Below are 12362 nucleotides of genomic sequence, written 5' to 3'. Positions count from 1 at the left end.
CTCGTGCACGTGCCCGTCCGGGAAGGCAGGATGCGCGCATGGGGGAGCAGAGTGTGCGGGTGCGGCGGCCGGGGCGGCAGCTCGTCGCGGCGTCGATCGGCAACGCCGTCGAGTGGTACGACTGGTACGCCTACACGTTCCTGGCCGTCTACTTCTCGACGCAGATCTTCCCGAACACCGCCGATCCGGTGCAGGGGTTGCTGAACGCGTTCGCGGTCTTCGCCGTCGGGTTCTTCATGCGGCCCGTCGGTGGTCTGCTGCTGGGCTGGGTCGCCGATCGGGTGGGCCGGCGCAACGCCCTCACCCTCACGATCCTGCTCATGGGCGGCGGCAGCTTGCTGATGGCGGTGCTGCCGACGTACGCGCAGGTCGGGGCGCTGTCGCCGATCCTGCTGGTCGTGGCCCGGCTCGTGCAGGGGCTCTCGATCGGCGGCGAGTTCGCGGCGTCGACGACGTTCCTGGTGGAGTCCGCACCACCCGGCCGGCGCGGGCTGTTCTCCAGCTTCCAGTACGTCTCGACGACGATCGGGCAGCTGATCGCGTCGGGGCTCTCGGCCGTCCTGGCGTCCACGCTGGCGAAACCGGACATGACGGCGTGGGGCTGGCGGATCCCGTTCGTGGTCGGGGCGGTGATCGCGCTCGTTGGCTTCTGGATCCGCCGCACCGCCGACGAGACGCATCCCGCGCAGGAGCAGCTCGCGGCCGGGAACCGGCCACCGCTGTTCGCCGCCCTGCAGCGCTACCCGCGGCAGTCGCTGCTGATCGTCGGGGTCACCATCGCCGGCACGATCACCTACTACACCTGGACGACGTACGTGCCGACGTACGCCCAGCTCAACGGCGGGCTGGACCCGGCGACGACGCTCGTGGTCGGCACGATCGCGCTGGCCGTGTTCGCGGTGCTGCAGCCGCTGGGCGGGATGCTGTCGGACAGGTACGGGCGCAAGCCGCTCCTGCTGGGGTTCGCGGGCGGGTTCGCGCTGCTGGTGATCCCCCTGCTCGCCGCGATGACGTCGTTCACCGGGATGCTGCTCGCGCAGGTGGCGGGCATGGTGCTGCTGACCGGCTACACGTCGATCGCGGCGGCGCTCAACGCCGAGATCGTGCCGGGTGAGGTGCGGGCGTCCGGCATCGGCTTCCCGTACTCGCTGACGGTGGCGCTGTTCGGCGGCACCGCCCCGTACCTCGCGACCCTGCTCAAGGACCTCGGCCACCCGGAGTGGTTCCTGTACTACGTGGTCCTGCTGTCGGTGCTCGGATTCGTCGTCTACCTGCGACTTCCCGAGACGGCGCACCGCCCGCTCGACTGATCGCGAGCGCTGGACGATACCGTGAGGTACGTGACGGTGACCGAGCACTCCCAGCGGCTGCTCGACGTGCTGCGCCATCCGCGGCGGGTCCTGCCGGTCACGATCCCGCTGCTCGCGCTCGTGCTCGCGGGTGTCGTCGTGCACACGGGCGGGCGGCACATCGACCTCGAGGTGTACCGGTTCGGGGTGCAGGCCTGGCTGGCGGGCGGCGACATGTACGGCCCGCTGCCGGAGACGGCCGGCCACATCGCGCTGCCGTTCATCTACCCGCCGTTCGCGGCGCTGGTGATGGTGCCGCTGGCGGTGGTGCCGTGGCCGGCGAGCTGGATCCTGCTGCTCGCGCTCTCCACGCTCGCGCTGGGCGCGGTCCTCTACGTCACGGCGCGCCGGCTGTGGCCGTCCGGCGGGGTCGGCGGCGCGGTGTCGGTGACGTCCGTGCTGCTGCCGCTCGCGTTGGCCGTGCAGCCCGGCAAGGACATCGACTTCGACCACCCCGTCCCCGGGTTGCCGCCGCTGGCACTGGAACCGGTCCTGCAGACGATCGAGTTCGGGCAGATCAACCTGATCCTGATGGCGCTGGTCGCGGTCGACCTGATGGCGCGGTCGGGGCGGTGGCCGCGGGGCGTGCTGGTCGGGATCGCCGCGGCCATCAAGCTGACGCCTGCCGTGTTCGTGCTCTACTTCCTGCTGCGCCGCGACTACCGGGCGGCGGCGATCGCCGCGGTGTCCGGCGCGCTGGCGACGGGACTCGCGTTCGCCGTCGCGCCGTCGGCGTCGCTGCGGTTCTGGCTGGACAACCCGGTGTCCGGGATCAGCGCCTCCCCGTTCTTCACGAACCAGACGTTCCAGGCCGTGCTGGTGCGCGCCGGGGTCGACGGCACCGCACGCACCGTCGTGTGGGTCGCGCTGTCGCTGGCCCTGCTCGCGCTCGCCGCACCGGTGATCGCCCGCGCGCCGGCCCCGCTGGCGATGGTGGCGACGGCCGGGTTCGGGCTGCTCGTCTCGCCGACGTCGTGGTCCCACCACTGGGTGTGGATCGCCCCCGCGCTGCTCGTGGCCGCAGCGACGGCGGCCCGCCTGCGGTCGACGGGCTGGTGGTGGGTCACCGGGCTCATGGCGGCCGTGTTCGTGATCGCGCCGCACCGGCTCGGCCTGCCCCGGTCCGGCGACGTCGAGCTGACCTGGACCCCGTGGCAGCAGGTCGTCGGCAGCACCTACGTGTGGTTCACCGTGCTGCTCTACGTGGCTCTGTGGCTGGTCTGGCGGCGTCGTGCGCGGGTGGTCGCGTGAAGCACGAGGATCTGGTGGCCTACTGCCTGGCCAAGCCCGGCGCCGAGCCGGACGAGCCGTGGGAGGGCGACCTGGTCGCGAAGGTCGGCGGCAAGATCTTCGCGTTCCTCGGCTCGGGCACCGGGGTCGGCCTCAAGTGCGGGCGTGACGCCGACGAGGCCGCCGAGCTGCGCGACGCGTACCCGGGCAGCGTCACGCAGAGCGCCTACATCGGCCGCTACGGCTGGAACTCGATCACGCTGGACGGGGCCGTGCCCGACGACGAGCTGCGCGAGCTGGTCGACGCCTCGTACGACGCGGTCGTCGCGAAGCTGCCCCGCCGGCTGCGGCCCTAAGCCGTCCAGCGCACCGGCAACCGCTTCACGCCGCGCTGGAAGTTGGAGCGCAGCCAGCGCGGTTCGCCGTCCGCCTCGATCCACGAGGTGCGGGTGAGCAGCTCGGTGAACAGGGTGCGCATCTGCAGGCGCGCGAGCTGGGCGCCGAGGCAGAAGTGCGGGCCCTGTCCGAACGCGAGGTGCGCGGTGGGCCGGCGGCCGATGTCGAAGGCGTCAGGCCGGTCGAAGACGGTCTCGTCGCGGTTGGCCGACGCGAACGAGACCACCACCTTGTCGCCTGCCGCGATCGGCTGCCCGGCGATCTCGGTGTCGACGGTGGCGGTCCGGCGGAACACCATCACCGGTGTCCACCAGCGCAGCATCTCCTCCACCGCGTCGGGCACCCGCCCGGGGTCGGCACGCAGCGCGCGTTGGGCGTCCGGGTGGGCGAGCAGCGCCACCATCCCGCCCGGGATGCCGTTGCGCAGCGTCTCGTTGCCCGCCACGGCGAACAGCCAGAACAGGTTCTCGAACTCCTCGATCGTGACGTGGCCGCCGGCGTCGTCCCGTTGGGCCATGAGGATCGACATGACGTCGTCGCCAGGGTGGCTGCGCTTGTGCTCGCCCAGTGCCGCCGCGTAGGCGTACAGGTCGGGCATGCCGGCGCGGCTGCGCGGATCCGGCATCCGGCCGTCCGGGTCGGGCGCCGGCCGCAGCGCGACGGCGGCCGCCGCCAGGTCCGTACCGCTGGAGGCGTCGAACGCCGCGCTGATCGCGTAGTCCGGGTCCTGCCAGCCGATGACGCGGTTGGACCAGTCGTAGAGCAGCCACCGGTCCTGCGCCGGCACGCCGAGCACGTCGGAGAGCACGAGGAGGGGGAGGTCCGCGGCGACGTCGCGGGCGAGGTCCACCGACGCGGGCCCGGCGAGCATCCGGTCGACGATGCGCCGGCAGTGGTCGGCGATGCGCCGCTCCAGGGCAGCCACCGCTCGCGGCGTGAACGAGCGGGCGAGCATCCGCCGCAGCCGGGAGTGCTCCGGCGGGTCCATGTTGAGCATCATCCGGCGCACGTAGGCCAGGTCGGCGGGCGTCGCGGGATCGCGGATCTGGGTGCCGCCGGCGTGCGAGGAGAAGGCGGTCGGATTGCGCAGCACGTCGACGACGTCGGCGTGGCGCAGGACCAGCCAGTAGCCCGTGCCCTCCGGCCAGCCCGCCTGCTCCGGTTCGCCGACGCGGACGATCCCCGGCCCGCGCCGCAGCCGCTCCAGGACGTCGAACGGGACCCCGGACACGTAGGTGGAGGGGTCGTGCAGCACCGCCGTCGCCTGATCGACCATCGAGGACCACCGTAGTGCGGCAGACTGCCGGCATGGCGATTCCGCTGCAGATCACCGTCGACGCGCACGACCCCGGCCGGCTCGCGGCGTTCTGGGCGTTCGCACTGGGCTACGTGCAGCAGGCGCCGCGACCGGGCTACATCGACGACGACGACGAGGAGCAGTACACCGCCATCGTGGACCCGTCCGGGGTCGGCCCGCGGGTGCTGTTCCAGCGCGTCCCCGAGGACAAGGTCGGGAAGAACCGGCTGCACCTCGACGTCAACTCCGGCCACGGCGCGACCGACCGGCGGGCCGCCGTGCGCCGGCACGCCAACCAGCTGGTCAGTGCCGGCGCGACGATCCTGCGCGAGATGGACGAGCCGACGGGGTGGTGGATCGTGCTGCAGGACCCGGAGGGCAACGAGTTCTGCCTCCAGTGAGCCGTCAACCTCTGTCGGTGTCCTGCTGGCCGCCCCCGGTGAAGCCGCGGAAGATCCGGCCGGCGGCGTCGCTCACCCCGGCCCCGACCTCGCTGAGCACCTTGAGCAGCGGGTCGGTGGACTGGGTGGCGCTGTCGCGGTAGGAGCGGGCCGCGCCGCGCAGGTCGTCCATGAAGGTGGAGCCGGGGTCCTCATCGCCGCGGCGCGGGTAGTCGCCGGAGAGGATCCGGCGGTAGTCCGCGCTGGCCGACCAGCGCTGCAGCTGCGCGGCCCGCACGACGGCAAGCGGGTGGGTCATGAGCTCGACGTTGCGGAACTTGTGGATGCTGTCGCGGATGTCCTCGATCTGCTCGTACTCCTCGGCCTGGCGCAGGAACGACGGGATGTCGATCTCGCTGAGGTCGGTGCCGCCGGCCAGGTAGACGTGGGTGCGCAGCGCCGCCTGCGCGTCCTGGCCGCAGAGCAGGCCGGCGCGGTCGCAGGTCAGCTCCGCCTTGCGGAACCACTCGCGCAGCGCCGCGATCACCACCCGCAGTCCCAGTGCGCCGATCGGCACCAGTGACATCGACGCCTGGAGCTGGACCAGCCGGATGAGCAGGGTGCGCAGCACCGCGTGGCCGGACAGGATGTGCCCCATCTCGTGGCCGATGACGAACCGCAGGGCCTCGGCGTCGAGCGCCTCCACCAGGTCCGTGGTGAGCACGATGAACGGCTGGTCCATGCCGATCGCGAACGCATTCGCCTCGCCGGAGCGGGCGACGTAGACGTTGGGCGTCACGGGCAGGTCGAGGGTGGCCGCGCACTCGAGTCGGAGCCGGTCGAGCGTCGGGAACTGCCGCTCGCCGACCCGGATCGCCGACGCCAGCGCCATGAGCCGCTCACCGCGCTCGCTGAACAGACCGGCGGCCGCCTTGAGCACCTCCGACACGCCGGGCACCGCCCGCAGACCGGCCAGCGCGCCCTTGTCCGCCGGATGCTCGTAGGCGCGCGGGCTGATCTCGGGGAAGCGCACCCGGGGCGCGTGGATGATCTCGAAGTCGGATCCGTCGGTCATGTGGTCCCCCTGTGGTCGGCTCGGGCAGCGGTCGTCGCCCTCCACCGCTATGACGGTGGACCGTACGACCGCGGTTGGGTCTGCGTCGCGAGTTCGTCGAGAACGGTTCGGCAACGCCGGTCGGCGGCCCGGGTGGTCTCCGGCAGGCGGGTTCCGCGGCACAGTCGCAACACCAGGTCGGAGGCCGTCGTCAGGTCGATGAGGTGCCCGACCGAGACGAACACCGGTTTGACGCCGGTGCGGGTGCGCAGCACCGCACCCACCTGTGCGCCGTCCATGAGCAGCGGCGTGGCGGCACCGCGGTCGCGCGGCGGCGCCTCGAACGGGCCGGGGGCGGTCTTCGCCACCCCGATCGTCGGCAGGCCCGTGGCGACACCGAGGTGGCTGGCCAGGCCGAACCGGCGCGGGTGGGCGACGCCGTGCCCGTCCGCCACCAGCAGGTCCGGGACGGTGCGCAGCGCGCCGAGCGCGTCGAGCAGGATCGGCAGCTCGCGGAACGCGAAGAGCCCCGGCACGTACGGGAAGTCGGTGGTGCCGGTGGCGGTCGCCGACGCGACCTCGGCCCCGGTCTCGACGTCGATGCACACCACGGCCGCGGCCACCCGGGCGGCGCCGGTCCCGTCACCGCTGTAGGCGACGTCGCAGCCGGCCGCGATCCGCGGGACGAATCCCGCGGGCGGGGTGTGCCGCACCAGCGGCGCGAGCCGCTCCTGCATCGCGACAGCGGCCGCGATCCGGTCCGGCTGCATCAGCGCGCCGCGATCGTGGCTGCCTCGGCGCGGACCGCGGCCAGCACCGCGCCGACGGCGGGGCGCTGCGCGGCGCTCGGCCGCAGCACCGCCTCGATCAGGCGGGCGGCACGCACGCCCGTGATCGGCACGTGCACCAGCCGGCCACCGCGCAGGTCGGTGGACCAGCGCGGAAGCAGCGCGATCCCGCGCCCGGCCGCGACCAGTTCCTCGGTCACCGAGAAGTCGTTGAGGCGCTGCACCACCCGCGGGGTGGTGCCGGTCTGCATGGCCAGCGAGCGCAGCACGTCGTCGACCGGCCAGCCGACCCGGACGCCGATCCACGCCTCGTCCGCCAGCTCGACGAGCGCCACCCCGCTCCGGCCGGCGAGCGGGTGATCCCGGCACAGCACCACGTCGAGGGGCTCGCGCAGCAGCGGCTCCACCTGCCAGCGGCCCTCGGTGACGTACCGCGGCAGGTCGGTGTGCTCGTCGCGGTGGCTCACGACGATGTCGTACTCGGCGGCCAGCGCCGGCACCTGCGCCGGCACCATGTCGACATCGCGCACGACGAGCTGGAGGCCCGGCTCCTCGTCGAGCCGGGCGAGCAGGCCGGGCACCATCATGCGGGCCGCGGACTGGAACAGCGCGATCCGCACCTCGCCGTGCGGCTCCGTGCGCAGCCGTTCCACCGCGGCGTCCGCCCTGGCCAGCGCCGCAAGGACGTGCTCGGCCTCGCCCGCGAGGACGAGGCCGGCCTCGGTGAGCCGGATGCCGCGCCCGTCGGGTTCGGTGAGGACGAGCCCGACCTCGGTGCCGAGGATCTTCAGCTGCTGCGAGATCGCGGACGGCGTGTACGACAGCGCCGCGGCGACGGCGGTGACGGAGCCGCGGTCGGCGAGTTCCCGCAGCACCCGGAGCCGCTGGACGTCCACGATCCCATCGTAGGGCGTTCGTGAAGCGTGACTGAAGAGATGGTTCAGTTCTATTCGCTGGTCTTACAGGTATCCGTCACGGAGGGTGGGTTCGTGAGCATGCGCGACCGTCTCCTCGCCGTCTTCGTGGCGGTCCTCTGGGGCTGCAACTTCATCGCGATCCACCAGGCGCTCGACCTCTTCCCGCCGCTGCTGCTCGGGGCCCTGCGGTTCGCCGTGCTGGCCGTTCCGGCGATCCTGCTCGTGCCGCGGCCGCAGGTGCCGTTGCGCTGGCTGCTGGGCTACGGACTCGGCTTCGGGACGCTGCAGTTCATCTTCCTGTTCATCGCGATGGACGTCGGCATGCCGACCGGGCTGGCGTCGCTGGTGCTGCAGGCGTCCGCCCCGTTCACCGTGCTGCTCGGCGCGGTGCTGCTGCGGGAGCGGATCGGACCGCGCCAGGCCGCCGGCATCGGGCTGGCCGTGGCCGGCCTCGCCGCGATCGCCGTCTCCCGTGCGCAGGCAGCGGCGCTGCTGCCGGTCGTGCTGACGCTGCTCGGCGCGCTGGGCTGGGCCCTTGGCAACCTGTCGAGCAAGGTCGCGCTGCGCAGCCCGGGCGTGAACCCGCTGCACCTCATGCTCTGGATGTCGGTGATCCCGCCGATCCCGATGTTCGCGCTGTCGCTCGTCGTGGAGGGGCCGGGCGCCGGTCCGGCCGCGTTCGCTGCCTTGACGGGGGTGGCCGCGCTGCCCGGCCTCGTGGGGTTCGGCTACCTGGTCGTCTTCGGCACGGTGGTGGGCAGCGGGATCTGGACGAGCCTCATGCGCCGGCACCCCGCCGGCGTTGTCGCCCCGTACTCGCTGCTCGTGCCGGTGGTCGGGATCGCCATGGCGGCGCTGCTGCTGGGGGAGCGGCCGACGCTCGTCGAGCTCGTGTCGGCCGTCGTGATCGTGGGCGGGGTGCTGCTCGGCACGCCGCGCGCGGTGCCGGCGGCGCCGCTCGATCCAGATTTGCCGTTGACGGAGCGTCAACCCCTAACGTCGAGGACATGACGATCACGGTCCTCGACACGCACACGGCGATGCAGGAGATCCTCGACGCGCCGCAGGCGGATCGGCCGGAGTTGCTGCGGGCCATGCTCGAGCCGGCGAAGGGCATGTACCGGTACTTCCCCGGCGAGGTCGACGTCGTGCAGATGCACGCGTTGAGCTCGGGGTTCCCGATCGACCGCGACGAGGAGCGGTGCCGGGAGGGCCTCGCCGCTCTGCACGCCGCCGACGCGTGGGAACGCATCGGCCGGGCGCTCGACGAGGCCGTCGCCGTGCAGCGGGCCGCGGTGCCGGACGTGGTGGTGCCGGACATCGTCGTGCTGCTGACCCTGGCCGATCCCGGCGACGCGCACCTCATGGGCCCGAACCTGGGCATGACGGCCAACAGCAGCGTCTCGGGGTACATCGTCATCAACGTCTGGCCGTACCCGGAGAACCTGGATCGGATCGAGGCCACGGCGGTGCACGAGCTGAACCACAACCTCCGCTACACGACGCGACCGGACTTCTGGAACCCGGCGACGGTGACGGTGGGGGAGCAGGTCGTGTCCGAGGGGCTGGCCGACGCGTTCGCCCGCCAGCTCTACGGCGACGAGCTGGGTCGTGCCCGCATCGGCGTCGCGTCGCTCGCGGACGACGCCGTGTTCGCGAAGGTCGTGAGCGGGCTCGGCACCACGGGCATGCAGAACTTCGCCGCCTGGGTGCACGGCGACGCGACGGCCGTGCGGTACGGCGGCACGCCCGTCGGGTTGCCGACGGGCGCCGGTTACGCGGCCGGCAACCGGCTCGTCGACGCCTACCTGGCAGCCACGGGCAGGACGGCGGCCGAGGCCCTGCTGGCCGAGTCGGCCGAGGTGATCCGCGTGGGACTCGCGTAGACGGGCCACGCCACGAACGGCCTGCCACGTGCGGTGAACGGGGTTTTGGGCACACGGGATGTCGGGAACACCGGGCGCATGGAGGCACCGGGACACGTGGAGTTCGTCCACCGGAGCTGGCCTGCGGATCCCGTCCAACTCTCGACGATCCGGCACCAGCTCGCCGACTGGCTCGCGCCGCTGCGGTTGACCGAGGTGGAGACGGCCGATGTGGTGCTGGCCGTGGACGAAGCCGTGTCGAACGCCGTCGAGCACGCGTACGGGCCGGGCGAGTCGGGCCGGGTCGAGCTGACGCTGTGGACCGAACCCGACACGCTCTGCATCGAGGTCGTCGACCACGGCCGGTGGCGGCCCCCGCCGCAGGACGCGCAGCACGTCCCGGAGACCGCGCCGCACGCGTCGCGCGGCATCGGCCTGATGAACACCATGGTGGAGTCGGTGCTGATCCACTTCGACGACCGCGGCAGCCGGGTGCTGCTGCGCCAGCACATTCCGGCCGATCCTGCAGGTGAGATGCCGTAACCGGCGGTACGACCGGTCGTTGACCCGCCATGGGGAGACGACAGCGCGGTCGTTGGGTTGTCCTGGTGACGGCGGTGCTGGTCGGCGTGGTCGCCGCCGCACTGCCCGCGGCAGCAGCGGAGGAGCAGCCGCTCCCCGTGCCGTACGGGTTCGCGACGGCGGTGGTGCACGCCGCCACCTCGCCGTACGCCGACCCGCCCGGCGCGAACGACTGGAGCTGTCGCCCCTCGGCCGAGCACCCGGAGCCCGTCGTCCTGGTGCACGGCCTGCTCGGGTCGAAGACCACCAACTGGCGGACGATGTCGCCGCTGCTCGCGAACAACGGCTACTGCGTGTTCGCTCTGACCTACGGCGTGCCGCCCGGCGCGAGGTACCCGCAGGACCAGGTCGGCGGCCTGACCCGGATGGAGGACAGCGCCCGCGAGCTCGACGCGTTCGTGTCGCGCGTGCTGGAGGCGACGGGTGCCGAGAAGGTCGATCTGGTCGGGCACTCCGAGGGCACGCTGATGCCGCAGTACTGGCTGCAGTTCCTCGGCGGGGCGGCGAAGACCGACGACTACGTCGCCGTCACCCCGCTCTACGACGGCACGCTGGCCGCGCCGCTACCGACCAAGGAGCTCGCGGAGGCGCTCGGCGTGCGCGAGCCGGCCTCGGCCGTCGCCGGCGTGGTGTGCGGTTCGTGCCCGCAGTTCATCTCCGGCTCGCCGTACCTGAGGCGGATGCACGAGGCCGGGCCCAAGGTCGACGGCGTCACCTACACGACGGTGATGACGCGCTACGACGAGCTGGTCGTCCCGTACACCAGCGGCCGGCTCGACGGCGCCACCAACATCGTCGTCCAGGACGGGTGCGCGGTCGACCTCTCCGACCACCTGTCGATCATCACCTCGCGGCGGACCGGCCAGATCATCCTCAACGCGCTCGACCCGGGCGCCGCCAGGCCGTTGCCGTGCGAGCCGGTGCTGCCGGCCCTCGGCTCCCGCGTGCTGCCGCTGGCCTGACCCGGGATCCTCGTCGAGAACGACGTTGCGGTGAACTGAATCGATTCGAAATCACCGTAACGTCGTTCTCGACGCGTGCCCCCGGCGGTCAGGGCGCGCCGACGCCGAACGGGTCGCGCGGGCGCGGGTCCGGTGTGGGCGCCCAGCGGCCGTCGACCGGGGCGTAGGTCCAGCGGGCGCCGCGGCGCACCAGCGCATCCAGTGCGGTCAGCAGGCGGTCGACGTGCTCGGGCGTCGTGCCCAGTCCGAAGCTGGCCCGGAGGGCGGCGCCGGAGCCGGGGTTGAGCCGGTCGAGCAGGGGGTGCGCGCAGAACTTGCCGTCGCGCACGCCGATGCCGTGCTCGGCCGAGAGGTAGGCGGCGACGTAGCCGGCGGGCCGGTCGGCGACGGTGAACGCGTGGACGCCGACCTTGTCGGTCGAGTCGGCCCAGATGGAGAGCTCGGCGATGCCGGGGATGGCGGCGAGGCCGGCGGACAGCTGCGCCGAGAGCGCGCGCTCGTGCTCGGGCGCGGCCGCGTCCAGCACGGGGGTGAGGGTGCGGCAGGCCTGGGCCAAGGCCGCGGCGCCGAGCACGTTGGGGCTGCCGGCCTCGTGCCGCTGCGGGCCGGCGGCCCAGCGCACCGACCGGCTGTCGACGGCGAGGGTGGCGCCGCCGCCGGCGAGGAACGGCGGGGCGGCGTCGAGCCAGTCCTGGCGTCCGACCAGTGCGCCGGCGCCGTAAGGGGCGTAGAGCTTGTGCCCGGAGACGGCGACGTAGTCGACGCCCCACGCGGCGATGTCCACGCGCCGGTGCGGGGCGAGCTGCGCAGCGTCGAGGACGACCCGGGCGCCGGCCGCGTGCGCCAGCGCGACGATCTGGGCGATCGGCAGCGCCTCGCCCGTCACGTTGGAGGCGCCGGTGACGGCGACCAGCGCGTGATCACCGTCGGCGAGCGCCGTCGCCAGGTCGGTGAGGGTCTGCTCGATCGTCGGCGCGGCCGTGACGCGGCGGACGTCGCGCCACGGGAGGAGGTTCGCGTGGTGCTCCACGTCCAGACAGAGGACGGGGCCGGGCACGGCCGTGGCCAGCAGGTTCAATGCGTCGGTGGTGGATCGCGTGATCACGACGGCGTCGTCGGGCCGGGCGCCGAGGAAGCGGCCGATCGTGGTGCGGGCCGTCTCCAGGAGCGACGTGCACACCTGGGAGGCGTAGCCGGCACCGCGGTGCACGCTCGACGAGAACGGCAGCACCTCCGCGACGTGCTCGGCCACGGCGGCCAAGGCCGGCGCGCTGGCCGCCACGTCGAGGTTGGCGTACCCGATGCGGGCGCCGGTGACGAGCGGGACCTGCAGGTCGCTACCGAGGACAGCGGGCAGGCGGGTGAGGGCGGCAGTCATGACGATCTCCCATGCCGGGGACCCCAGCAGAGGTCCGCGCTTGCCGGCACGCGGGCGCGTGCGGCCTGGTCGTCACCCGGAGCACCCCACCGCGGAGGAGGGTTGCCGGCCAGCAAGCCGGGGCTTGACGCTGGCACTCATGACCTGCCGGGGACAGTAGCACG

The 12362-nt window shown here is 73.0% G+C and carries 13 protein-coding genes and 1 riboswitch; of the genes, 8 read left to right on the top strand and 5 right to left on the bottom strand.

The window, feature by feature from the left end; all coding sequences use genetic code 11:
* Window positions 1–38 precede the first annotated feature (38 nt).
* From ACQEVB_RS28850 to ACQEVB_RS28840, 3 genes are read left to right on the top strand one after another with little or no spacing between them, the layout of a single operon-like run.
* Window positions 39–1310 carry an MFS transporter gene (locus ACQEVB_RS28850; RefSeq protein ID WP_432977850.1) on the top strand — a complete coding sequence of 424 codons (1272 nt, stop codon included), beginning with the start codon at window positions 39–41 and terminating at the stop codon, window positions 1308–1310.
* Between the two features lie 30 nt (window positions 1311–1340).
* A complete protein-coding gene (locus tag ACQEVB_RS28845; protein WP_432977847.1) occupies window positions 1341–2600 on the top strand; it encodes a glycosyltransferase 87 family protein in 1260 nt (419 codons plus the stop codon).
* Window positions 2597–2935: an MmcQ/YjbR family DNA-binding protein gene (locus tag ACQEVB_RS28840; RefSeq protein WP_432977844.1), complete on the top strand. Its 339-nt coding sequence runs from the start codon at window positions 2597–2599 to the stop codon at window positions 2933–2935. The genes ACQEVB_RS28845 and ACQEVB_RS28840 overlap by 4 nt, the downstream gene beginning before the upstream one ends.
* Here ACQEVB_RS28840 and ACQEVB_RS28835 read toward each other — a convergent pair.
* On the bottom strand, window positions 2932–4251 hold the full coding sequence (locus tag ACQEVB_RS28835; protein WP_432977841.1) for a cytochrome P450: 1320 nt from the start codon (window positions 4249–4251) through the stop codon (window positions 2932–2934). The genes ACQEVB_RS28840 and ACQEVB_RS28835 overlap by 4 nt on opposite strands.
* Before the next feature lie 32 nt (window positions 4252–4283).
* Between ACQEVB_RS28835 and ACQEVB_RS28830 the strand changes: the two genes are divergently transcribed.
* Entirely contained in the window at window positions 4284–4673 is a 390-nt protein-coding gene (locus ACQEVB_RS28830) for a VOC family protein (protein WP_432977838.1), read from the top strand.
* Window positions 4674–4677: 4 nt separating this feature from the next.
* On the opposite strand, the gene ACQEVB_RS28825 is transcribed toward ACQEVB_RS28830, so the two are convergent.
* Genes ACQEVB_RS28825 through ACQEVB_RS28815 form a run of 3 tightly spaced genes read right to left on the bottom strand, consistent with a single transcriptional unit; the run spans window position 4678 to window position 7390 of the window.
* A complete protein-coding gene (locus tag ACQEVB_RS28825; RefSeq protein ID WP_432977835.1) occupies window positions 4678–5727 on the bottom strand; it encodes a M48 family metallopeptidase in 1050 nt (349 codons plus the stop codon).
* Window positions 5728–5774: 47 nt separating this feature from the next.
* Window positions 5775–6476 (bottom strand): endonuclease V, encoded by a 702-nt coding sequence (locus ACQEVB_RS28820; RefSeq protein WP_432977832.1) that lies wholly within the window; start codon window positions 6474–6476, stop codon window positions 5775–5777.
* A complete protein-coding gene (locus tag ACQEVB_RS28815) occupies window positions 6476–7390 on the bottom strand; it encodes a LysR family transcriptional regulator (RefSeq protein ID WP_432977829.1) in 915 nt (304 codons plus the stop codon). The genes ACQEVB_RS28820 and ACQEVB_RS28815 overlap by 1 nt, the downstream gene beginning before the upstream one ends.
* A gap of 93 nt (window positions 7391–7483) precedes the next feature.
* Here ACQEVB_RS28815 and ACQEVB_RS28810 point away from each other — a divergent pair, with 93 nt between their 5' ends.
* The 4 genes from ACQEVB_RS28810 to ACQEVB_RS28795 all read left to right on the top strand — a co-directional run bounded on the left by ACQEVB_RS28810 (window position 7484) and on the right by ACQEVB_RS28795 (window position 10820).
* Window positions 7484–8422: an EamA family transporter gene (locus ACQEVB_RS28810; RefSeq protein WP_432977826.1), complete on the top strand. Its 939-nt coding sequence runs from the start codon at window positions 7484–7486 to the stop codon at window positions 8420–8422.
* Complete coding sequence (locus tag ACQEVB_RS28805) at window positions 8419–9297, top strand: DUF2268 domain-containing protein (protein ID WP_432977823.1); 879 nt, start codon at window positions 8419–8421, stop codon at window positions 9295–9297. The genes ACQEVB_RS28810 and ACQEVB_RS28805 overlap by 4 nt, the downstream gene beginning before the upstream one ends.
* 78 nt (window positions 9298–9375) lie before the next feature.
* A complete protein-coding gene (locus ACQEVB_RS28800) occupies window positions 9376–9819 on the top strand; it encodes an ATP-binding protein (protein WP_432977820.1) in 444 nt (147 codons plus the stop codon).
* A 65-nt stretch (window positions 9820–9884) separates the two neighbouring features.
* Window positions 9885–10820 carry an esterase/lipase family protein gene (locus ACQEVB_RS28795; protein WP_432977817.1) on the top strand — a complete coding sequence of 312 codons (936 nt, stop codon included), beginning with the start codon at window positions 9885–9887 and terminating at the stop codon, window positions 10818–10820.
* A gap of 88 nt (window positions 10821–10908) precedes the next feature.
* On the opposite strand, the gene ACQEVB_RS28790 is transcribed toward ACQEVB_RS28795, so the two are convergent.
* Entirely contained in the window at window positions 10909–12198 is a 1290-nt protein-coding gene (locus ACQEVB_RS28790) for an aminotransferase class V-fold PLP-dependent enzyme (protein WP_432977814.1), read from the bottom strand.
* 31 nt (window positions 12199–12229) lie between these two features.
* A riboswitch (SAM riboswitch) is annotated at window positions 12230–12343 on the bottom strand.
* Between the last annotated feature and the right edge of the window lie 19 nt (window positions 12344–12362).

It is taken from the genome of Pseudonocardia sp. CA-107938 (assembly GCF_050936315.1).
Taxonomy (GTDB): domain Bacteria; phylum Actinomycetota; class Actinomycetes; order Mycobacteriales; family Pseudonocardiaceae; genus Pseudonocardia.
The sequence above is the reverse complement of the archived record's forward strand: the minus strand, read 5'-3'. Positions and strand labels throughout refer to the sequence as shown.

What these genes read in the sequence shown, in the direction of transcription:
- ACQEVB_RS28850 (WP_432977850.1), top strand. Translation starts at nt 39, where the DNA reads ATGGGGGAGCAGAGTGTGCGGGTGCGGCGGCCGGGGCGGCAGCTCGTC.
- ACQEVB_RS28835 (WP_432977841.1), bottom strand. Translation starts at nt 4,251, where the DNA reads ATGGTCGATCAGGCGACGGCGGTGCTGCACGACCCCTCCACCTACGTG.
- ACQEVB_RS28830 (WP_432977838.1), top strand. Translation starts at nt 4,284, where the DNA reads ATGGCGATTCCGCTGCAGATCACCGTCGACGCGCACGACCCCGGCCGG.
- ACQEVB_RS28825 (WP_432977835.1), bottom strand. Translation starts at nt 5,727, where the DNA reads ATGACCGACGGATCCGACTTCGAGATCATCCACGCGCCCCGGGTGCGC.
- ACQEVB_RS28820 (WP_432977832.1), bottom strand. Translation starts at nt 6,476, where the DNA reads ATGCAGCCGGACCGGATCGCGGCCGCTGTCGCGATGCAGGAGCGGCTC.
- ACQEVB_RS28805 (WP_432977823.1), top strand. Translation starts at nt 8,419, where the DNA reads ATGACGATCACGGTCCTCGACACGCACACGGCGATGCAGGAGATCCTC.
- ACQEVB_RS28800 (WP_432977820.1), top strand. Translation starts at nt 9,376, where the DNA reads ATGGAGGCACCGGGACACGTGGAGTTCGTCCACCGGAGCTGGCCTGCG.
- ACQEVB_RS28790 (WP_432977814.1), bottom strand. Translation starts at nt 12,198, where the DNA reads ATGACTGCCGCCCTCACCCGCCTGCCCGCTGTCCTCGGTAGCGACCTG.